17 protein-coding genes are annotated in these 21,182 nt (G+C 55.9%); 7 read left to right on the top strand and 10 right to left on the bottom strand.

Translation table 11 applies throughout. The features are described from left to right. The first annotated feature begins 175 nt into the window (after positions 1 to 175). Complete coding sequence (gene rsmD, locus AC6I8L_RS01460; protein ID WP_058960042.1) at positions 176 to 775, top strand: 16S rRNA (guanine(966)-N(2))-methyltransferase; 600 nt, start codon at positions 176 to 178, stop codon at positions 773 to 775. Then, positions 765 to 1,034, top strand: coding sequence for a DUF1145 family protein (locus tag AC6I8L_RS01455; RefSeq protein ID WP_034827067.1), 270 nt, complete (start codon positions 765 to 767; stop codon positions 1,032 to 1,034). The genes rsmD and AC6I8L_RS01455 overlap by 11 nt, the downstream gene beginning before the upstream one ends. Before the next feature lie 27 nt (positions 1,035 to 1,061). On the opposite strand, the gene AC6I8L_RS01450 is transcribed toward AC6I8L_RS01455, so the two are convergent. After that, positions 1,062 to 1,418 carry a DUF2500 domain-containing protein gene (locus tag AC6I8L_RS01450; protein ID WP_058960041.1) on the bottom strand — a complete coding sequence of 119 codons (357 nt, stop codon included), beginning with the start codon at positions 1,416 to 1,418 and terminating at the stop codon, positions 1,062 to 1,064. A gap of 163 nt (positions 1,419 to 1,581) precedes the next feature. On the opposite strand from AC6I8L_RS01450, the gene AC6I8L_RS01445 reads away from it, so the two are divergent. Both AC6I8L_RS01445 and AC6I8L_RS01440 read left to right on the top strand, forming a co-directional pair. Further along, complete coding sequence (locus AC6I8L_RS01445) at positions 1,582 to 2,211, top strand: lysoplasmalogenase (protein WP_058960040.1); 630 nt, start codon at positions 1,582 to 1,584, stop codon at positions 2,209 to 2,211. A gap of 92 nt (positions 2,212 to 2,303) precedes the next feature. Further along, the gene (locus tag AC6I8L_RS01440) at positions 2,304 to 4,580 is read left to right on the top strand and encodes a zinc/cadmium/mercury/lead-transporting ATPase (protein ID WP_058960039.1); all 2,277 of its coding nucleotides are present in this window, start codon (positions 2,304 to 2,306) and stop codon (positions 4,578 to 4,580) included. On the opposite strand, the gene tusA is transcribed toward AC6I8L_RS01440, so the two are convergent. Further along, complete coding sequence (tusA, locus tag AC6I8L_RS01435; RefSeq protein WP_034827082.1) at positions 4,577 to 4,825, bottom strand: sulfurtransferase TusA; 249 nt, start codon at positions 4,823 to 4,825, stop codon at positions 4,577 to 4,579. The genes AC6I8L_RS01440 and tusA overlap by 4 nt on opposite strands. Positions 4,826 to 5,134: 309 nt before the next feature. Between tusA and AC6I8L_RS01430 the strand changes: the two genes are divergently transcribed. Further along, complete coding sequence (locus AC6I8L_RS01430; RefSeq protein ID WP_034827083.1) at positions 5,135 to 5,800, top strand: 7-cyano-7-deazaguanine/7-aminomethyl-7-deazaguanine transporter; 666 nt, start codon at positions 5,135 to 5,137, stop codon at positions 5,798 to 5,800. Between the two features lie 125 nt (positions 5,801 to 5,925). Further along, entirely contained in the window at positions 5,926 to 6,483 is a 558-nt protein-coding gene (locus AC6I8L_RS01425) for a DcrB family lipoprotein (RefSeq protein WP_034827084.1), read from the top strand. A 275-nt stretch (positions 6,484 to 6,758) separates the two neighbouring features. Here the strand turns inward: AC6I8L_RS01425 and glgP are convergent, their stop codons facing one another. The 6 genes from glgP to asd all read right to left on the bottom strand — a co-directional run bounded on the left by glgP (position 6,759) and on the right by asd (position 17,659). Next, positions 6,759 to 9,206, bottom strand: coding sequence for a glycogen phosphorylase (gene glgP / locus AC6I8L_RS01420; protein WP_058960038.1), 2,448 nt, complete (start codon positions 9,204 to 9,206; stop codon positions 6,759 to 6,761). 21 nt (positions 9,207 to 9,227) lie between these two features. Continuing rightward, a complete protein-coding gene (glgA, locus tag AC6I8L_RS01415; RefSeq protein WP_034827086.1) occupies positions 9,228 to 10,661 on the bottom strand; it encodes a glycogen synthase GlgA in 1,434 nt (477 codons plus the stop codon). Positions 10,662 to 10,730: 69 nt separating this feature from the next. Next, a complete protein-coding gene (glgC, locus tag AC6I8L_RS01410; RefSeq protein ID WP_058960037.1) occupies positions 10,731 to 12,014 on the bottom strand; it encodes a glucose-1-phosphate adenylyltransferase in 1,284 nt (427 codons plus the stop codon). Positions 12,015 to 12,024: 10 nt separating this feature from the next. After that, on the bottom strand, positions 12,025 to 14,004 hold the full coding sequence (gene glgX / locus AC6I8L_RS01405; protein ID WP_058960036.1) for a glycogen debranching protein GlgX: 1,980 nt from the start codon (positions 14,002 to 14,004) through the stop codon (positions 12,025 to 12,027). Then, positions 14,004 to 16,190 (bottom strand): 1,4-alpha-glucan branching enzyme, encoded by a 2,187-nt coding sequence (glgB, locus tag AC6I8L_RS01400; RefSeq protein ID WP_058960035.1) that lies wholly within the window; start codon positions 16,188 to 16,190, stop codon positions 14,004 to 14,006. The genes glgX and glgB overlap by 1 nt, the downstream gene beginning before the upstream one ends. Positions 16,191 to 16,549: 359 nt before the next feature. Next, entirely contained in the window at positions 16,550 to 17,659 is a 1,110-nt protein-coding gene (gene asd / locus AC6I8L_RS01395) for an aspartate-semialdehyde dehydrogenase (protein ID WP_058960034.1), read from the bottom strand. A gap of 322 nt (positions 17,660 to 17,981) precedes the next feature. Between asd and AC6I8L_RS01390 the strand changes: the two genes are divergently transcribed. Beyond that, positions 17,982 to 18,575: a YhgN family NAAT transporter gene (locus AC6I8L_RS01390; protein WP_034827091.1), complete on the top strand. Its 594-nt coding sequence runs from the start codon at positions 17,982 to 17,984 to the stop codon at positions 18,573 to 18,575. Positions 18,576 to 18,617: 42 nt separating this feature from the next. On the opposite strand, the gene panS is transcribed toward AC6I8L_RS01390, so the two are convergent. Together panS and lysC are read right to left on the bottom strand one after the other, a co-directional pair. Then, a complete protein-coding gene (panS, locus tag AC6I8L_RS01385) occupies positions 18,618 to 19,541 on the bottom strand; it encodes a ketopantoate/pantoate/pantothenate transporter PanS (RefSeq protein ID WP_038643713.1) in 924 nt (307 codons plus the stop codon). 283 nt (positions 19,542 to 19,824) lie between these two features. Then, entirely contained in the window at positions 19,825 to 21,180 is a 1,356-nt protein-coding gene (lysC, locus tag AC6I8L_RS01380; protein WP_034827106.1) for a lysine-sensitive aspartokinase 3, read from the bottom strand. Positions 21,181 to 21,182: the final 2 nt, after the last annotated feature.

The raw sequence follows: 21,182 nt of genomic DNA, 5'->3' as shown, positions 1-21,182 counted from the left end.
TAAAAAATTCAATTTTTTGTTCGTGAGCGGCGTAAAAATCAGGCAATTACGCGCGCCATATCAACTCAGTAGTCTAACACTTTCCAGCCAGCGCACCACAGCACCCTTTTTTACGTTTCTTCTGCCTGCCACGCCCGTTAAACTACGCAACAAATTATGACGAGTTGTGAGCGAAATGAGTAAATCCCCCCGCAGCAGCGGCGCCGCTGGCCAGATTCGTATCATTGGCGGACAGTGGCGAGGCCGCAAATTACCGGTGCCGGACAGCGCAGGCCTGCGTCCTACCACCGATCGCGTACGTGAAACCCTGTTTAACTGGTTAGCGCCGGATATTCAGGAAGCGCGTTGTCTCGATTGCTTCGCCGGTAGCGGCGCGCTCGGGCTGGAAGCACTGTCACGCTATGCGGCGTCTGCTACGCTGCTTGAGATGGAACGTTCTGTCGCCCAACAGCTGTCGCAGAATCTGCAAACCCTGCGTGCGACGCAAGGCAACGTCGTGCAGACCAATACACTGCAGTGGTTAAGCCAGCCGGGTGAGCCGTTCGATGTGGTGTTTGTTGATCCACCATTTCGTAAAGGATTACTGCTGGAGACGCTGACGCTGCTGGAAAACAACGGCTGGCTGGCGGAGAACGCACTGATTTACGTCGAAAGCGAAGTGGAGCACGGCACGCCTGTGGCGCCCGCTAACTGGGACTTGTACCGCGAAAAAATTGCCGGTCAGGTGGCATATCGCCTTTATCAACGCCAACAGGAGACGCACGATGTGGCTTAATCTGGGACGATTACTGATGATTTGCGTCTGGGCATTTCTGCTGCTCAATCTGGTGCATCCTTTCCCGACACCGCTGCGCTACTTTGTGCATGTGGCACTGTTCTTCATGGTGATCATGCACGGCTTGCAGCTGGTTCTGCTGCGCGCGACCCAACCGAAAGAGGCGCCAAAACTCAGTGGTGTCACACAAGCGAAGATTTTCTTTTTTGGTGTGTTTGAACTGCTGGCGTGGCAGAAAAAGCATTACCCGAAGATGTAACGATACGGGCCGCTGCAGCGGCCCGTTTTATTGCGCAGGCGTGAAACTGACAAAGCGACTGCCCTGCATTTTCAACTCTCCCTTCGCGCCCTTATCGATATGATGATAGTCATCGGCGCTCACCACCACCTTGATATCACTCGCCCCATTGAGTGGATGAAACCAGGCTTCGTACTTCATATCTTCCGCCACAATCTCTTCACGCTGGCGCGAACGTCGATTGGGGGAAGGGAACTCACGTTTGGTTTTCACTTCTACGCTCAGTGAGCGAACCGGTGAAGCATCATTTACCGCAGTTTCACGGCGTTGCTTAATAAACTGACGGGTCGCCAAAACGGCAATAATCGCCAGAACGATGAAAAAGATTAGCGGTGGTTTGCTCATGATTTCTCTCGCGCTTTGCGTTAGTGTCGGAACAGTAAAAAGACGACAAAGCATACAACCAGAGTTGACCGATTGTCACATTCGTCGCCGGTAACTTACACTGAGATCGCGATTTTGGGAAAATTCATGACTCTGGACGTCGCGTTCAGAAAAGGGAGAAAACATGCTTTGGTCTTTCCTTGCCGTACTTTTTTCCGGTTGGCTTTACGTTGATGCTTCATACCGTGGCCCGCAGTGGCAACGCTGGCTGTTCAAACCTGTGACCTTGCTGTTGCTGGTCGCCTGGGCCTGGCAAGCGCCCACGCTCAATACCACCGATTACCTGATTCTGGCCGGTCTGATTGCTACCCTGGTTGGCGATGCACTGACGTTACTGCCTCGCCAGCAAATGCTCTATGCGCTGGGCGCATTCTTCCTGTCACATCTGCTCTACACCATCAGCTTTGCTGCCCACATGACCATGAGTTTCTTCTGGCCGATTCCGGTGACGCTGCTGGTGATAGGCGCGGTGGTCATTGGCGTGATTTGGTCGAAGCTAGAGGATTTGCGCTGGCCAATCTGTACCCTGATTGGTATGACGTTGGTGATGAACTGGATGGCGGCAGAGAATTACTTCTTCCGTCCGACCGATTACAGCTTCTCACTGCTGGTCGGCGCAGGATTGCTGCTGTTAGGCAACATTGTCTGGTTTATCACCCATTATCGCCGCCGTTTCAGTGCCGATAGCGCCATTGTTGCCGCTTGCTACTTCGCCGGCCACTTTATGATTGTGCGTTCGCTGTGGCTGTATTGAAGAAAAGATGACCTTTTGCTTGACTCTGGAGTTGACTCCAGAGTGTAGCATTCGGGATGCGGGCAGTGGCCCGCATTGATCCCGGAGGCTCTATGCACGCCCATTCTCATTCCTGCCGTTGTGGAAAATCCCACAGCAAAATCCAGCCGCTGTGCGCCATTCGCAGTGTTTCACCTACGACGCTGAAAATCTCAGCCGCCCTCCCCGCCACACCAGAAAGTGGTTGCGGTTGCTGTGACAACGACAGCGGCAGTCCCGGCGGCGAAAGCGACGCCGAGAGCGACAGGCCCTCATCCACATCTCATCAATTCCGCTGGCAGATTGCCGGAATGGATTGCCCCAGCTGCGCGCGAAAAATTGAAAGTGCTGTACAACAGCTGGCGCAGGTGCGCACCGCTCGCGTGATTTTTGCCAGTGAAAAACTGGTGGTGGATGCCAACCAGGATATTCGCCCGGCCATCGAACAGGCCGTCAAAAATGTCGGTTTTACCTTGACCTCAAACGATCCGCAATCTCAGCCCGAACCGCAACGCCGCTGGCAGGAAAATGCCGGTTTGCTGTTACTGGCGCTGCTGATGCTTGCCAGTTGGCTGCTGAGCCAGGTTTCTCCGGTATGGGGCGATCGCCTGTTTGTGATGACCACGCTGATCGGCCTGGCGCCGATTGCATTCAGCGCTTGGAAACTGCTGCGAGGCGGTTCACCCTTCAGTATCGAAACCCTGATGACCCTTGCCGCCACCGGTGCGTTGGTGATTGGCGCACATGCCGAAGCCGCGATGGTGCTGTTGCTGTTCCAACTGGGTGAACGGCTGGAGTCATTTGCAGCTTCTCGCGCACGACGCGGTGTGACGGCGTTAATGGCACTGCGCCCCGATACTGCTACGCGTTTGAAAGGCACGCAGCGCGAGCAGGTGGCGCTGGCTGACTTGCATCCTGGCGATACGATTGAAGTCGCGGCTGGCGGCCGTTTGCCGGCCGATGGCGAGCTGCTAAACCAGAGCGCCAGTTTTGATGAAAGTGCGCTGACGGGCGAGTCCGTGCCGGTTGCCCGTCAGCCGGGCGAAACGGTGATGGCGGGCGCCACCAGCGTGGATCGCCTGGTCACGCTGAAAGTCATCTCCGAACCTGGCCAGAGCGCGATTGATCGCATCCTACAGCTCATCGAAGAAGCTGAAAGCCACCGTGCACCGGTTGAGCGCTTTATCGATCGCTTCAGCCGCATTTATACGCCTGCCATTATGCTGCTGGCGCTGTTAGTGATGGTGCTGCCGCCACTGTTAGCGGGGGCAGCGTGGTTGCCGTGGATTTATAAAGGCCTGACGCTGCTGTTAATTGGTTGCCCTTGTGCGCTGGTGATTTCTACCCCCGCTGCAATCACCTCTGGCTTAGCGGCGGCCGCGCGACAGGGCGCTCTGATCAAAGGTGGCGCCGCGCTGGAACGTCTCAGCCGCATCCAGACCATCGCATTCGATAAAACCGGCACCCTCACACTGGGTAAACCGCAGGTGACCGAGGTCGAATCTTTCAGTGCGATGGAAGCAAATGCACTGTTGAGCATTGCGGCGGCAGTGGAGCAAGGTTCCAGCCATCCATTGGCGATCGCCATCGTGCGCGAGGCCGAAAAGCGCCAGCTCAGGCTACCGCGCGCCCGGCAGCAGCAAACGCTGGCTGGCAGCGGCATCCGGGCGCAGATTGATGGCGTGACCTATCAGCTGCTGGCACCACGCGATGCCACCACGCTCACGACCGATCAGCAGCAGGCGATCGCGCAACGGGAAGCTCAAGGTAAAACCGTGGTGGTGCTGTTACAGGATGAGACCGTCATCGGCACCCTGGCGTTGCAGGATCAGCTACGCGAGGAAGCCGTCACGGCGCTGGCACAGTTGCAAGCGCTGGGCATTAATAGCCTGATGTTGACCGGTGATAACCCGCGTGCGGCGGCGTCGATGGCGACGCAACTCAACATCGATTATCGCGCCGGCTTGTTGCCTGCCGATAAAGTGGAGATGGTGCGCAAACTGGAGGAGCAGCAGCCGCTGGCCATGGTAGGCGATGGTATTAACGACGCTCCGGCGATGAAAGCGGCCACGATTGGCATTGCCATGGGCAGCGGCACCGATGTCGCGCTGGAAGCCGCCGACGCCGCGCTGACACAAAACCGTCTGGCAATTCTGCCACGCACTATCGCACTGGCCCGTCGCACGCGCGCCATCATCCGTCAAAACATCGCGATAGCGCTGGGGCTGAAAGGCATTTTCCTGATCACCACACTGCTCGGTTTCACCGGTTTGTGGCTGGCGGTGCTGGCAGATTCAGGTGCGACAGCGCTGGTCACAGCCAACGCTTTGCGATTGCTGCGACAGCGTTAAGCCGTGCCCTTCTGAATCAGATACTGGTACGGCAGCGTTTCCGTCTGCTGTGCCAGCAACTGATGTTCCATAAAGCGGCAAAAACCGGGAATATCACGCGTGGTGGCCGGATCATCGGCAATGATCAATAAGGTTTCGCCCGCCTGCATGGTGCGCACGGTTTTGCGCACCATCATTACCGGCTCAGGGCAGCGCAGGCCAAGGGCATCAAGCTTGTGGTCCGGCGCAGAAAAAGGATCGCTCATGATTCTCTGTCTTCATTCAGGATGGGCGCTCATTCTAGCGCGCAAAATACACAGCGCAAGGCGATAACGATTGCGTTAAAATTAACCATTGCATTAATTGCGCAACGCGCTAAGATCGCCGCCGTTTTTTCAACAGATACTACGCTATCCCCTAAATAATTCGCGTTTTAGCAAGGCGGCAAGGGCGTGTATCCCCAGGAGCTTACTCAAGTAAGTGACTGGGGTACGCGAACGCAGCCAACGCAGCTACAACGCGAAGTATGACGGGGATAGTTGGGTTCCCTCACCCCATTACTAAAAAGGTCAGACATGATTGATTTCTCTGCACGTCAGCGCATGCATGCGCTGTTTTGGCTTTCCCTATTCCATCTGCTGGTGATCACTTCCAGTAACTATCTGGTCCAGCTGCCGGTTTCCATCTTCGGCTTCCACACCACCTGGGGTGCCTTTAGCTTTCCATTTATCTTCCTCGCTACCGATCTCACCGTGCGCATCTTTGGCGCGCCGTTAGCCCGTCGTATTATTTTGGCGGTGATGATCCCGGCGCTGTTTATCTCTTACGTGGTGTCCTGTGTGTTTTACCAGGGCGAATGGCAAGGATGGGCATCGCTGGAACAGGTGAATCTGTTTGTCGCACGTATCGCCAGTGCCAGCTTTATGGCCTATGCGCTCGGTCAGATTCTGGATGTCCACGTTTTTAACCGTTTGCGTCGTTTACCGCAGTGGTGGATCGCCCCTGCTGCAGCCATGTTCCTCGGCAATATCAGCGATACGCTGGCCTTCTTTTTCATCGCCTTCTACAAGAGCCCGGACCCGTTCATGGCCGCGCATTGGGTGGAGATCGCACTGGTGGATTACAGCTTCAAAGTGCTGATCTGCATGATTTTCTTCCTGCCCGCTTACGGTGTGTTGCTGAACAGTCTGCTAAAACGTCTGGCAGAGCGCTCGACACAGCGTCAGATCAATTTCGGCTAATTGCACATAGACGAAACGCCGCAGCGCGCTAAGATTTCCTGACAAACCGGCGGTTGCTTTTGACCGCCGATTCCGTTTTTATACCGGGTAGAAAGCACCTGACTGGAATCATCAAAGGGAAAAGAATGCGTAACTTAGTGAAATATGCGGGTATTGGTTTGTTGGTGTTAGGTCTTGCGGCCTGTGATCAGAAGAAAGAAGATGCGGCGGCAGGCAGCAACGGTGCCAGCGCCAGCCAGTCAGCCCAGACGGTGAACCTGATGGACGGCAAGCTGAGCTTCAGTCTGCCGGCGGGCATGTCTGATAAAAGCGGTAAACTCGGTTCTGAATCTACCAATATGCATGTGTACGCCGATGAAACCGGCCAGCGAGCGATTATTGTGATTGCAGGCGATCCGACCAACGAAGCGCTGGATGCCTTGTCACAGCGTCTGGAACAGCAGCAGCGCGGTCGCGATCCGCAGTTGCAGGTCGTTTCTAACAAAGCGGTGACGCTGAAAGATCAGCCCGCTCAGCAGTTGGATACCGTGATTTCGGCCAACAACCAAACCTCATGGTCTTCCGTGATTCTGGCAAAAGTGGATGGCAAACTGCTGACCCTGCAGATCACTCTTCCAGCCGACAATCAGCAGCAGGCACAGAGCGATGCTGATGCGATCGTGAAAAGCATCACATTAAAATAACCGCCAGACATAGCCCTTTTTAACAACACGCAGGGAAGCCAAAGAGCAGGCTGGGGTCGCTTTGGGGCAGGCAATCCGCAGCGCTGAACAGAATGAGTCTGCCAGGATAGCCCGCAGGACGCGGGCGAAAGGCGGGGCGGCACATGGATGTGCCATCCCCCGCCGTTCCGTCAGGCTGACGAATGAAGTGAAGGAACCGCGTCAGCGGCGCGAGGACGCCAGCCTCAAAGCGACCCCTGACTGCGTTCAACCCCCACCCTTTCAAACGGCCTGCCTTACAATCTCACCGGCGAAATATGCCAAATCTCGTCCGCGTACTCCTGAATCGTCCTGTCTGCTGAGAAGTAGCCCATATTGGCGATATTCAATGCCGCACGGCGCTGCCACTCATCCGGCTGAAGATAAAGCTTGTCCACCTTATCCTGCGCATCCACATAGCTGCGATAATCGGCCAGCAGCTGATAGTGATCGCCGAAATTCACTAACGCATCAAACAGATTGCGATAGCGACCTGGCTCTCCCGGGCTGAATGCACCGCTGGCAATTTGCGTCAGTGCCTGGTGCAGCTCGGCATCTTCCTCATAGTATTTACGCGGGTTGTAGCCATCCTTACGCAGTTGTTCGACCTGCGGCGTGGTGTTGCCGAAGATAAAGATATTCTCCGCACCCACATGCTCGCGCATCTCGACGTTCGCACCATCCAGCGTACCGATGGTCAACGCGCCATTGAGGGCAAACTTCATGTTACTGGTGCCCGATGCCTCGGTTCCCGCTGTCGAAATTTGCTCAGAGAGATCCGCCGCCGGAATAATGATCTGCGCCAGGCTCACGCTGTAGTTGGGAATAAACACCACCTTCAGCTTGTTCTTCACCTGCGGATCGTTGTTGATCACGTTGGCAACGTCATTGATCAAATGAATGATGTGCTTCGCCACGTAATAGGCCGACGCCGCTTTACCGGCGAAGATATTGACGCGCGGCACCCAATCCGCGGTGGGATCGGCTTTGATGCGGTTATAACGGGTGATGACGTGCAGCACGTTAAGCAGCTGACGCTTATATTCATGGATACGTTTGATCTGCACATCGAACAGCGCATGTGGATCCAGCACGATGTCCATGTTCTTCGCCACCCAATCCGCCAGACGTTTTTTATTAGCGAATTTGGCGTCGGAAATTTGCTCGATAAAGGCCGGATAATCAATGTGTGGCGTCAGATCGCTCAGCTGACTGAGGTCGGTTCGCCAGGTGCGACCAATCGTCTCATCCAGCACATCAGAAAGCGCCGGGTTAGCCAGCGCCAGCCAGCGACGCGGCGTCACGCCGTTGGTTTTATTACAGAAACGCCCCGGGAACAGGCGCGCAAAATCAGCAAACAGCGACTGCACCATCAGGTTGGAGTGCAGCTCTGAAACGCCATTCACCTTATGGCTCACTACCACCGCCAGCCACGCCATGCGCACCTTGCGGCCGTTATTTTCGTCGATGATCGAGATGCGCGACATCAAATCCCAATCGTCCGGATAGTATTCCTGGATGGTTTTCAGGAAGTAATCGTTGATTTCGAACACAATGCTGAGGTGGCGCGGCAGAATCTTGCCGAACATATCCACCGGCCAGGTTTCCAGCGCTTCACTCATCAATGTGTGGTTGGTGTACGAGAACACCTGGCAAGTGACCTCAAAAGCGTCATCCCAGCTGAACTTGTGATCGTCGATCAACAAGCGCATCAATTCAGGGATGGCTAAAACCGGGTGGGTGTCATTGAGATGGATAGCAATTTTATCCGCCAGGTTGTCCCAGGTTTCATGCATTTGCCAGTGGCGACTCAAAATATCCTGCACCGTGGCGGAGACGAGGAAATACTCCTGACGCAAACGCAGTTCACGGCCTGAATCGGTGGAGTCATCCGGATAAAGCACGCGCGACACGTTCTCTGAGTGGTTTTTATCTTCCACCGCCGCAAAGTAATCACCCTGGTTAAACTTGCCGAGGTTAATCTCATTGCTGGCCTGTGCACTCCACAAGCGCAACGTGTTGGTGGCATCGGTGTCAAAACCGGGAATGATCTGATCGTAAGCCGCCGCAATAATCTCTTCGGTTTCCAGCCAGCGTACGCGCGCACCTTCATGTTGCAAGCGGCCGCCGAAGCGAACTTTGTAGCGGGTATTGAAGCGCTGGAACTCCCACGGATTACCGTATTCCAGCCAGTAATCCGGCGATTCTCGCTGCTGACCGTCGACAATATTCTGCTTGAACATGCCGTAATCGTAGCGAATGCCGTAACCGCGTCCCGGCAAGCCGAGGGTGGCGAGCGAGTCGAGGAAACAGGCCGCTAAACGACCCAGTCCACCATTGCCGAGCCCCGGATCGTTCTCTTCGTCCATCAGTTCACTGAGGTCGAGCCCCATCTCATCCAGCGCCTGATTGAGATCGTCATAGATACCCATCGCCAGCAATGCATTGCCCAGCGTGCGTCCCATCAGGAACTCCATCGACAGGTAGTAAACCTGACGCACATCCTGCGACAGCTGCGCACGGCTGGAGCGCAGCCAGCGTTCCACCATGCGATCGCGCACTGCCAGCAAGGCGGCGTTAAGCCACTCATGCTGATTGGCGATCGACGGGTCTTTACCAATAGTAAACATCAGTTTATAGGCGATTGAGTGCTTCAGTGCGTCAACCGTTAACGTGGGTGAGGCATACGTGAAAGGTGCATTCATATCCAGTATCCCAATCTCTGATTACAGCAAACGTTGATAAAGATCGCGGTAGGCTTGTGCGGCCACCTGCCAACTAAAATCCATCCCCATCGCCTGCCGCTGAACGTAACGCCAGAGAGAAGGACGGGACCAAAGGACAAAAGCACGTCGAATCGCCCGCAGCAGCGACCAGGCGTTACTGTCTTCGAAACTAAAACCGCTTGCGACCCCGTCAGCGAGGTTCTCCAGCGAGCTGTCCTGCACGGTATCCGCCAACCCGCCGGTGCGGCGCACCAACGGAAGCGTACCGTATTTCAAACCGTACAACTGGGTTAAGCCGCACGGTTCAAAACGGCTCGGCACCATGATGACATCTGCTCCACCCACAATACGGTGCGAGAAGGCTTCGTGATAACCGATCTGTACGCCGACGCTGCCAGGATGTTCAGCAGCCGCAGCGAGAAAACCTTGTTGTAACTCTGCATCGCCCTGGCCCAACAACACCAGCTGGCCACCTTGCGCCAGTAAGCCCGGTAACGCTTCGAGCACCAGATCCAGCCCTTTCTGTTTGGTCAAACGGCTGATGACACAAAATACCGGCACTTTGTCATCCACCTTCAGGCCCATGGCGATCTGCAGTTGTCGCTTGTTCTCCGCCTTGCTCTCCAGCGTTTCCCGGTCGTAACGCGCCGTCAGCAGCAGGTCGTGCGCCGGGTCCCAAATGCCGGGATCAACGCCATTCAGGATGCCACTCAGCCGGCCCTCTTTGAGCCGCTGCTCCAATAGCGATTCCATGCCATAACCGAATTCAGGTCGGGTGATTTCCAGAGCATAAGTCGGGCTGACTGCGGTTATATGATCGGCATAAAATAATCCCGCCTTGAGGTACGAAATTTGTCCGTAGAACTCCAGGCCATGCATGGTGAAGAAACTGCGCGGGATCTGAATCTCATCCAGATGGCGCGCATTGAACAACCCCTGATAAGCCAGATTGTGCACGGTAAACACCGTTTTTGCCGGGTGACCCCGGGCCGCGATATAGGCACAGGTTAGCCCTGCGTGCCAGTCGTGCGCGTGCACCACATCGGGTTGCCAGTAGGTATCCAGTCCGCTGGCCAGCTCTGCGCCCATCCAACCCAGCAGCGCAAAACGCAGATAGTTATCCACGTAGGCAAACTGCGATGTGTCGTGATAAGGGCTGCCGGGACGCTCATACAATCCCGGCGCATCAATTAAATAAATGCCAACTCCGTTGAATTGTCCAAATAATAAACGGACCGGGCCAGCAAAAGTATGTAATTCCGCAACGATCTCGGTGTCAGGAATCCCTTTACGCAGATCCGGATACGCGGGAAGCAATACCCGCGCATCCGTACCACCCGCAATCTGAGCCTGAGGCAATGCGCCGACGACATCAGCCAACCCGCCGGTTTTGAGCAGCGGGAAAAGTTCTGAACAGACATGTAAAACCTGCATCCTGGACCCCTATTGTGTTATCGCGCGCGTTCCCCGCGGCGATTATGTGCTTGCTCGTTGCGTTCGTGGTCAGCCAGCCAATTTGGCCAGCATGGCGCGCGTCACCAAAACGATGCCTTCTTCTGAACGGTAAAAACGGCGGCTGTCTTCATCAGGGTTTTCACCAATCACCATGCCTTCCGGAATCACGCAGGCGCGATCGATCACGCAACGACGCAGACGACAGGAACGATTGATCACCACATCCGGTAACAGCACCGAAGAGTCGATATTGCAAAATGAGTTGATACGCACGCGCGGGAACAACACCGAATTCACCACCACCGAGCCGGAGATGATGCAGCCGCCGGAGACCAGCGAATTCATCGTCATACCGTGGCTGCCCGAGCGATCCTGCACAAATTTGGCGGGCGGCAACGGTTCCATATGGGTGCGAATTGGCCAATCATGGTCGTACATATCCAGCTCAGGTGTGACGGAGGCCAGATCAAGATTAGCGCGCCAGTAGGCTTCCAGCGTCCCGACGTCGCGCCAGTAAGGCTCAGCGTTTTCATCGTTCTGCACGCACGACAAGGTAAAGGAGTGCGCATAAGCTTCACCGCTTGCGACAATTTTTGGCAGCAAATCTTTGCCGAAATCGTGGCTCGATTCAGGGATCAGCAAATCCTCTTCCAATAACTGGTAGAGGTAATCTGCGTTGAACACGTAGATCCCCATACTGGCTAACGCTTTGGTGTCATCACCCGGCATTGACGGTGGCTTCGGCGGTTTTTCCACAAAATCCACCACGTTGTTGTCCGCATCCACGGCCATCACACCAAATGCGGTGGCTTCCGCCAGCGGCACCGGCAAACAGGCGATGGTGCACTTTGCGCCACGATCGACGTGATCGAGCAGCATGCGCGAGTAATCCATTTTGTAGATGTGATCGCCAGCGAGGATCACGATATACATCGCGTTATAACGGCGAATAATGTCGAGGTTCTGTGAAACCGCATCAGCCGTACCGCGATACCAGTGTTCAGTGGCGGCACGCTGCTGCGCTGGCAGCAAATCGACAAATTCGTTCATCTCTTCATTGAACAACGACCAGCCACGCTGGATATGCTGCGTCAACGTATGTGATTGATATTGCGTAATCACGCCGATACGCCGGATACCCGAGTTGATGCAGTTGGACAATGCAAAGTCGATGATGCGGAACTTACCGCCGAAGTGCACAGCGGGTTTGGCGCGTTTCGCGGTGAGATCTTTCAGGCGCGTTCCGCGCCCGCCAGCAAGGATCAAGGCCACCGTTTGTGTAGGGAGCTGGCGCGCCAGCATCAGATGATCTGTTCTATCTAATTTCACCATGTCTGACTCCTTATGATTGCTTTAGGAACGCACACACGCCGTGTGCGGGCCCGTGCCAGACAGTTGTAAGGATGGGGTTATCTTCCCCGGCGAAAGGAGGAATGGCACGCCACTCTCCGTCTGGTAAGGCAAGGTCACTCACCGATTCCGTGGCGTTGATTGTTATTAACCAGCGGCCGGAGAGCAGGATCTGCATTCTGTGCGCCCCCTGTTCCCACTCCTCATTTCCCAGTGGTTTGCCGCTGGCATTGAACCACTGCACGTTGCCATCGCCCTCCTGCCACCAGCGATCCGCTGTCAGTGCAGGAATGCGCTGACGCAGCCGGATTAACGCGGCAGTGAAGTCGACCAGTCCAAAATCATCCTGATGCCAGTGCAACCAGGTGAGCGGGTTGTCCTGACAGTACGCGTTATTGTTGCCGTGCTGGCTGTGACCGCGTTCGTCTCCGGCCAGCAACATCGGTGTGCCCTGCGCCAGCAGCAGCGTCGTGAGTAAGGCGTGTACGCTGCGCCGCCGCCGTTCGACGATATCGAAATTGACCTGCAGCCCCTCTTTGCCATGGTTATGGCTGAAGTTACTGCTGCTGCCGTCTCGATTGTCCTCGCCGTTGGCCTGATTGTGTTTATTGTTGAAGCTCACCACATCGCGCAGCGTAAAGCCGTCATGCGCGGTGATCAGATTGATGCTGGCGTGCGGCAAACGCTCCTCGCGCTGGAACACATCGCTGGACGCGGCAAAGCGCCGGGCAAATTCACCGTTGTTGAGCTGGCCGTGCAGCCAGTAACGGCGCGCGGCATCGCGGAAATGGTCATTCCATTCGGCGAACCCCACGGGAAAATTGCCCACCTGATAGCCGCCGGGACCGATATCCCAGGGCTCAGCAATCAATTTGACCTGTGACAGCACTGGACAGGCTTTGATGGCAGCGAACAGCGGCGCATCCTGGCGATAATCAGGCATGCGACCCAGCACGCTGGCGAGGTCAAAACGGAAGCCATCGATATGGCAGTCCCGCACCCAATAGCGCAGCGCTTCTAAGGCCCAATCCATCACCTGTGGATTGCTGAGATTGAGCGTGTTACCGCAGCCGGTCCAGTTTTGATATTCACCCTGCGCGTCGAGCCAGTAATAGCTGGCGTTATCCACGCCACGCAGTGAAATGTTGGGGCCAATCTCTTCCAGTTCCGCGGTGTGGTTGAACACCACATCGAGGATCACTTCGATACCCGCCGCATGCAGCGCTTTGACCGCCTGTTGGAACTCCTGCAACGGGGTTAAGCCGTGCTCGCCGGAGGCATAGCGCGGATCCACCGCCCACAGCGCAAAGGGGTTGTAGCCCCAGTAATTGCTTAGCCCGAGGCGCTGCAGCCGTGGCTCCGTCGCAAAATGTGCAATCGGCAGCAGTTCCAGCGCGGTGATGCCGAGATGGCGTAAGTACTTCACCATAGCAGGATGGCCCAGTGCCGCATAAGTCCCGCGCAGCCTTTCCGGAATTTCCGGATGTTGCCGGGTTAAGCCACGCACGTGCGCCTCATAAATCACCGTATTACCCCAGGGGGTGCGCAGCGGCTGATCCGTTTCCCAGTCAAAATCCTCGGCGATCACCAGTGATTTTGGCGCAATGGCAGCGTTGTCCTGCTCATCCGGCTGCTGCTCACCTCCGCTAAAACGCGGATCGTCGGGAATATCCCCCACCACCGCTTTCGCGCAGGGATCGACCAGTAATTTGGCCGGGTTAAATCGATGTCCTTGTTGCGGTGCCCATGGGCCGTGCACGCGATAGCCGTAACGCTGGCCGGGTTTTAACGCTGGAAAATAGCCGTGCCAGATATCGCCACTGCGCGCGTGTAGCGTAAAGCGACGCTCAACGCCGTGCGCGTCAAACAGGCACAGCTCCACCTGCTCGGCATGGCGGGAAAACAGCGTGAAGTTAACGCCGCGCCCATCGTAATGGGCGCCCAACGGCGTTGGCTGCCCGGGCTCCAGCATCAGTCGCCCTCCCGCACCAGCCAAATCGTGGCCAGCGGCGGCAAGACCAAGCTAAGCGATTGCGCCCGACCGTGGCTCTCAATTGAATCGGTATGCACCACCCCATGGTTGCGCACATCACTGCCATGGTAGTCCTGTTGGTCGGTGTTCAGCACCTCACGCCAGCCGCCTTGTTGATTGACGCCAAAGCGGTAGTCGTGGCGCGCCACCGGCGTGAAGTTACTGGCAACAATGATTTCATTGCCGTCACGATCGCGACGTGCAAACACAAATACCGAGTTTTCATGATCGTCGACCACCAGCCATTCAAAGCCCTGCGCATCGAAATCAAGTTGATGTAATGGCGTGAAGTGTTTGTAGCTGTGGTTGAGATCGCGCACCAGACGCTGTACGCCGTTGTGCCAGTTGTCTTCGCCCTCCAGCAGATGCCAGTCGAGGCTCGAATCGTGGTTCCACTCGCGGCCCTGAGCAAACTCGTTGCCCATAAACTGCAGCTTTTTACCAGGGAAGCCCCACATCCAGCCGTAATAGGCACGCAGGTTGGCAAATTTTTGCCAGGCATCACCGGGCATGCGATCGAGGATCGAGCGCTTGCCATGCACCACTTCGTCATGCGACAGCGGCAACACAAAGTTTTCGGTGTAGTTGTACAGCATGCCGAAGGTCATCAGGTTGTGATGATAACGACGGTGCACTGGATCGAGCTTCATGTAGTCGAGCGTGTCGTGCATCCAGCCGAGGTTCCATTTGAACCAGAAGCCGAGGCCGCCATCTTCAGAAGGGCGTGTCACACCCGGATAGTCGGTGGACTCTTCTGCCACGCTGATGGTGCCCGGTGCCGCACGGCCCAGTGTGCGGTTGGTGTGGCGCAGGAAGGAAATCGCTTCAAGATTTTCACGCCCGCCAAAGTGGTTAGGGATCCATTCGCCCTCTTTGCGGCTGTAATCGCGGTAGATCATCGATGCCACGGCATCCACACGCAGGCCATCAATGCCAAAGCGCTCCATCCAATACAGCGCGTTGCCGGAGAGATAGTTACTGACTTCGCGGCGACCAAAGTTGTAGATCAGTGTGTTCCAGTCCTGATGGTAGCCTTCACGGGGATCGCTGTGCTCATACAGTTCGGTGCCATCAAATTTCGCCAATCCGAAATCGTCACTGGGAAAATGGCCCGGCACCCAATCGAGTAACACGTTGAGACCGGCATCATGCGCTGCGGCGATAAAGTGGCGAAACTCATCGCGGGTACCAAAGCGGCGCGTGGGTGCATACATGCCGAGAGGCTGATAGCCCCAGCTGCCATCAAACGGATGTTCGTTGATCGGCAGCAATTCAATGTGGGTGAAGCCCATCTCTTTGACGTAAGGCACCAGCTGTTCGGCCAGCTCTTTGTAGCTCAGCCAGAAGTTGTTGTCGGTGTGGCGGCGCCACGACCCCAGATGCACTTCGTAAATCGAGATCGGCTGATCAAAAGCATTGGCGGCTTTGCGCTGCGGCTGCATCTCCACTTTCGGCGGCAGGCCGCAGATCATCGAGGCGGTTTGCGGGCGCATCTGTGCTTCAAAGGCAAACGGGTCGGCTTTGATGCGCATCTGCCCTGACGCATCAATAATTTCATATTTGTACAGCTGGCCATTCACCGCGCCCGGCACAAACAGCTCCCAGATACCCAGCTCACGGCGGAAGCGCATCGGATGGCGACGACCGTCCCAGAAATTGAATTCGCCCACCACGGAGACGCGACGTGCGTTCGGTGCCCACACCGAGAAGCGGGTGCCGCTGACGCCATCAATGGTCGCGTTATGTGCACCTAGCGTTTCATACGGGCGCAGATGCGTGCCTTCGCCGAGCAGCCAGGCATCCATTTCGGCCAGTAACGGGCCGAAGCGATAGGCATCGTCGATCAGGTTTTGCTGGCCGTGCCAGGTGACCGCCAGCTGATAACGAAACAGGTTTTTACGGCGTGGGATCACACCGCAGAAGAAGCCGCGTGAATCGAGACATTTAAGCTGCGCGCATTTGCGTCCGGTGTTGGTTTCAATCACCCAGACTTCGGAGGCATCGGGCAGCAACGCGCGGACTTCGAGGCCTTCGACAGTTTGGTGCATCCCCAAAAAGGAGAAGGGATCGGCATAATTCCCGGCAAAAAGGGCATTGATCGCCTGGCGATCGGGAAGCTCTGACATGACTTTCTTCCTATGATTTTGCGCAGGCGACCGGAGTGGACAACAATGCCGCCTCTGGTGCGCTGCTTTTCATTGAGCCATACGTACATCAGCAAGAGAGGACACCGTCCATGGGAGAAGATCTTTGCCGTGTACAACAACCATTCAGTTCGGAAAGCAAAAACAGTAAACAACCGGCACATCACTGTTAAATCATAGCTTGGGGCTGGCAGAAGCCAGGGGGGAAAGCAAAAAAATCTTGTCGGGCAAGCAAAAAGGGGAAGCGGATCACTTGTCAGGCGCAATTTGGGTTAAGTTTTGCAACCTGGTTGGCATAAAAAAGGCCGGGAAATCCCGGCCTGTCTGGTTTGTCGCTGCGCTTAGTCGATCAACAAACGCAACATGCGGCGCAGCGGTTCAGCCGCGCCCCACAACAACTGGTCACCCACGGTGAAGGCGGAAAGGTATTCCGGTCCCATGTTCAGCTTGCGCAGACGACCAACCGGCGTGGTCAACGTGCCGGTGACGGCCGCAGGGGTCAGTTCACGCATGGTGATTTCGCGGTCATTTGGCACCACTTTCACCCACTCGTTATGAGAAGCCAGCAGCTGTTCGATTTCGTTCAGCGGGATATCTTTTTTCAGCTTCAGGGTGAATGCCTGACTGTGGCAGCGCAGTGCACCGACGCGCACACACAGACCATCCACTGGGATCACGCTGCTGGTGCGCAGAATCTTGTTGGTTTCTGCCTGGCCTTTCCACTCTTCGCGGCTCTGGCCATTATCCAGCTGCTTGTCGATCCATGGAATCAGGCTGCCCGCCAGCGGTACGCCGAAGTTGTCGGTTGGCAAGGTGCCAGAACGGGTGAAATCGGTGACGCTACGTTCGATATCCAGAATCGCTGAAGCCGGATCCTGCAGGGATCTCGCCACGTGGTCGTGCAGCATGCCCATTTGTGTCAGCAGCTCACGCATGTGACGTGCGCCGCCGCCGGAGGCCGCCTGATAGGTAGCGACAGAGACCCACTCCACCAGATCGTTAGCGAACAGGCCGCCGAGTGACATCAGCATCAGGCTGACGGTACAGTTACCGCCGACGAAGGTTTTGATACCGTTGTCGAGGCCCTGACGAATCACATTGTGGTTAACCGGATCGAGAATGATGATGGCGTCATCTTTCATGCGCAGCGTCGAGGCCGCATCAATCCAGTAACCCTGCCAGCCGCTTTCACGCAGCTTAGGGTAAACTTCACTGGTGTAGTCACCGCCCTGGCAGGTGATAATAATATCCAGCGCCTTCAGCGCCTCGATATCAAAAGCATCCTGCAGCGCACCGGTCGACTTGCCGCCGAATGTCGGTGCTGCCTGACCAAGCTGAGACGTGGAGAAGAAGACCGGATTGATCACATCAAAATCGCGTTCTTCACTCATGCGTGACATCAGCACAGAGCCGACCATGCCACGCCAACCAATAAAGCCTACATTCTTCATTTTCTGTCCGTCCGGGGCGTTTTCACTGTGCCCTTCGTGGTGCGAGGAAAAGACCAAGCGGAATATCCAGTTGATCTGCGTAATAATCAGGTTTACCTGCGACCTCCAACTCTACAAAATGCAGGCTTTCTGGCAAGTGAATTAATTCGATTGCGCCAACTTTTTCAGCAGTACAACTAATACTCCCCTCAATGAATCGAGGTACGGGCAGGCGGAAATTCGGCGTAACTCGATCGGCTATGCGAGTCAGCGTTTCGGAACCCCGTCGTCGCCAACGCACCTCAGTTTAAAAAATGACGGGAACAAGGGATGGCTTTTACCTATGACTGAAATGATATCTGCGACCATATTGCTGCTGTTGATTATGGACCCGCTAGGCAACCTGCCGATTTTTATGTCGGTGCTCAAGCATCTCGAACCCAAGCGCCGGCGTGCGGTGCTGATACGTGAAATGCTGATCGCGCTGATCATCATGCTGCTGTTCCTGTTTACCGGCGAACGTATTCTGGCGTTCCTGAATTTGCGTACTGAAACCGTCTCGATCTCCGGCGGCATCATCCTGTTCCTCATCGCCATTCGCATGATTTTTCCCTCTGGCGAAACCAGCACCAGCGGATTACCTGCAGGTGAAGAACCGTTTCTGGTGCCGCTGGCGATTCCGCTGGTTGCAGGCCCTTCGCTGTTAGCCACGCTGATGCTGCTGTCACATCAATATCCCAATCAGATGTCACATTTGGTTGGCGCATTGCTGATTGCCTGGGGCGTTACCGTGGTCATTTTGCTGATGTCAGGGCTGTTTTTACGCCTGTTGGGCGACAAAGGCGTTAACGCGCTGGAGCGGTTGATGGGCTTGATTTTGATTATGCTGGCAACGCAGATGTTCCTGGATGGGATCCGCGCTTATCTGAAACTGTAGCAAATAGACAGCGGGCGGCACTTTGGCCGCCCGCTCGCAGGATTACTTCTGCTTCTTCTCAATCGGTTTGCCCGACCAGTAACCGGCCAGCAGTGAACCTGACAGGTTGTGCCACACCGAGAACAGCGCACCTGGCAAGGCGGCCAGCGGCGAGAAGTAGAGTTTGCCCAGCGTTGCCGCCAGACCGGAGTTCTGCATACCCACTTCCAGTGCCAGCGTGCGGCAGGTGGATTCGTCAAAGCCAAACAGCTTGCCACCCCAGTAACCGCCGAGCAGGCCGATGGCGTTATGCAGGATCACCGCCGCAATCACCACCAGGCCGACAGAACCGATAAAGCCCTGAGAACCCGCTACCACTGCGCTGATAATCAGCAGAATACAGACCATGGAAAATGCCGGCAGATAGGGCTCAACACGGCGCACCACGCTGTTCATTGAGTGGTGGATGATCAGACCCAGACCAATCGGGATCACCACGATTTTAACGATGCTGAGCAGCATGCCGATCACATCGACCTGAATGTGAGTATCGACATAGAAGCGCGTCAGTAGCGGCGTGGCGAAAACACCCACCAGCGCAGACACTGAAGAGATGGTCACGGACAGGGCCACATCGCCCTTCGCCAGATAGATCATCACGTTGGACGCGGTGCCACTGGCCACACTGCCTACCAAAATCATCCCAGCCGAGAGATCCGGCGGCATATGGAACAGTTTTGCCAGGCCCCAGGCGGCGAGTGGCATCACCAGATAGTGCAAAAAGGTGCCGGCGATAACTGGTGCCGGACGCGTCAGCACACGTTTGAAATCATCAATATTCAGAGTGACGCCCATGCCGAACATGATCAGCATCAGCAGATAAGTCACCCACGGCCCAATACCGAGAAACGTCGAGGGTGAGTAATACGCCGCGACCGAGAGCAGCACGGCCCAGAGCGGGAACAGGCGGGTTAATTTGGCGAGCATGGGGAGACTTCCTTAGATATTTTTTAATTTATTTCATATGCCACAGATGAAGTGCCGCGCGAGGAACGACCACAGCGACGGACGCGGGATCATAACATTTCATTATCGTAACGTAAGGCGGGAAGTCGCTGGCAGGATAAAATGCGGATCGTCTGCGGCAAAGCTGGGAAAACGGCAAAGATATCCGCTGCCTTTAGGCCGGTGGACGAGATATCGCACGCCTGTAGCCTGCCACAGAAATAAAAAAGCCGGACAATGTCCGGCTCGTTTTCAGCATTCTGGATTAACTGCCAAACAAGTTCTTATGCAGTGCGCGCACCACTTCTTCTGCGTCTGGCGTTGGTACCAGGAAGCACAGGTTATAGCTGCTGGCTCCGTAACAGATCATGCGCAGATTAAACGGCTCAAGGGCACCAAACACCTCTTTACCGACACCGCAGGCTTTCGACAGGTTGTTGCCGATAATCGCCACCAGCGCCAGGTTCTCTTCCACCTCCACGCGGCACAGTGAAGAGAGTTCGGTCAGCAGTGCTTGCGTCAACAGGCTCTCACCGGTGGTCGAAGAACCGGTGGTATCCAGCGTCAGCGCCACGCTCACTTCTGACGTGGTGACCAGATCGACGGAGATGTTATGGCGAGCCAGAATCGCGAACACTTCAGCCAGGAAGCCGTGCGCGTGCAGCATGTTCAGGCTGTGCAGCGTCATCAGGGTTTGCTTACGACGCAGTGCCAGCGCACGGAACAGCGGTGGATTCTGGGTTTCATTGCACACGCGCGTGCCACCGGCAGCCGGATCTTTGCTCGAACCCACGAACACCGGAATGTCACTGCGCACAGCTGGCAGCAAGGTCGCCGGATGCAGCACTTTCGCGCCGAAGATTGCCATTTCCGCCGCTTCTTCGAAGGTAATTTCTTCGATGCGTTTCGCGGTGGGCACCACACGCGGGTCGGTGGTGTAGATGCCGGCCACGTCGGTCCAGATATCCACACGCGACGCCTGCAGAGCTTCTCCCAACAGTGCTGCGGTATAGTCGCTGCCGCCACGTCCCAGCGTGGTGGTGCGCCCTTTGCCTTCGCTACCAATAAAGCCCTGAGTAACGACCAGTGCTTCTGCAACACGTGGAGCCAGTTGCGCGGTGGACAGCTCTTTCAGCGTGGCAACATCAGGCTCAGCACGACCAAAACGGTCGCTGGTGCGCATCACTTTACGCACATCAAACCATTCGGCATTGACCTGACGCTCACGCAGCACTTCCACGAACAGCAAGGTCGACATCAGCTCACCATGGCTTACCAACTCATCGGTCAGCGCATGTGAGGTCGCCAGCGCAGTTGCTTCCGCCAGCATCAGGATGTTTTCCAGCATGCGATCAATCTCCTGGCGAATCACTTCAGGGGATTGCAGGCGATCAATGATGGCGTATTGAATGTTGCGAATTTCGTCCAGCAGGTGTGCGCGCTGCTCCAGTTCCCGGCCTTCAGCCAGAGAAACCAGCAGATTAGTCACGCCAGCAGACGCAGAGAGCACCACTAAACGGGTATTGGCATCAGAGAGCACAACATCCGCACTGCGGTTCATGGCATCAAAATCGGCAACGCTGGTGCCGCCAAATTTTGCCACGATCAGGTTTTGAGACATGT

Source organism: Type-E symbiont of Plautia stali (assembly GCF_059731115.1).
This window is presented reverse-complemented; position numbering and strand designations above follow the sequence as displayed.

Coding starts and splice junctions, on each gene's coding strand:
- rsmD (WP_058960042.1), top strand. CDS start 176: ATGAGTAAATCCCCCCGCAGCAGCGGCGCCGCTGGCCAGATTCGTATC.
- AC6I8L_RS01455 (WP_034827067.1), top strand. CDS start 765: ATGTGGCTTAATCTGGGACGATTACTGATGATTTGCGTCTGGGCATTT.
- AC6I8L_RS01450 (WP_058960041.1), bottom strand. CDS start 1,418: ATGAGCAAACCACCGCTAATCTTTTTCATCGTTCTGGCGATTATTGCC.
- AC6I8L_RS01445 (WP_058960040.1), top strand. CDS start 1,582: ATGCTTTGGTCTTTCCTTGCCGTACTTTTTTCCGGTTGGCTTTACGTT.
- AC6I8L_RS01440 (WP_058960039.1), top strand. CDS start 2,304: ATGCACGCCCATTCTCATTCCTGCCGTTGTGGAAAATCCCACAGCAAA.
- tusA (WP_034827082.1), bottom strand. CDS start 4,825: ATGAGCGATCCTTTTTCTGCGCCGGACCACAAGCTTGATGCCCTTGGC.
- AC6I8L_RS01430 (WP_034827083.1), top strand. CDS start 5,135: ATGATTGATTTCTCTGCACGTCAGCGCATGCATGCGCTGTTTTGGCTT.
- AC6I8L_RS01425 (WP_034827084.1), top strand. CDS start 5,926: ATGCGTAACTTAGTGAAATATGCGGGTATTGGTTTGTTGGTGTTAGGT.
- glgP (WP_058960038.1), bottom strand. CDS start 9,206: ATGAATGCACCTTTCACGTATGCCTCACCCACGTTAACGGTTGACGCA.
- glgA (WP_034827086.1), bottom strand. CDS start 10,661: ATGCAGGTTTTACATGTCTGTTCAGAACTTTTCCCGCTGCTCAAAACC.
- glgC (WP_058960037.1), bottom strand. CDS start 12,014: ATGGTGAAATTAGATAGAACAGATCATCTGATGCTGGCGCGCCAGCTC.
- glgX (WP_058960036.1), bottom strand. CDS start 14,004: ATGCTGGAGCCCGGGCAGCCAACGCCGTTGGGCGCCCATTACGATGGG.
- glgB (WP_058960035.1), bottom strand. CDS start 16,190: ATGTCAGAGCTTCCCGATCGCCAGGCGATCAATGCCCTTTTTGCCGGG.
- asd (WP_058960034.1), bottom strand. CDS start 17,659: ATGAAGAATGTAGGCTTTATTGGTTGGCGTGGCATGGTCGGCTCTGTG.
- AC6I8L_RS01390 (WP_034827091.1), top strand. CDS start 17,982: ATGACTGAAATGATATCTGCGACCATATTGCTGCTGTTGATTATGGAC.
- panS (WP_038643713.1), bottom strand. CDS start 19,541: ATGCTCGCCAAATTAACCCGCCTGTTCCCGCTCTGGGCCGTGCTGCTC.
- lysC (WP_034827106.1), bottom strand. CDS start 21,180: ATGTCTCAAAACCTGATCGTGGCAAAATTTGGCGGCACCAGCGTTGCC.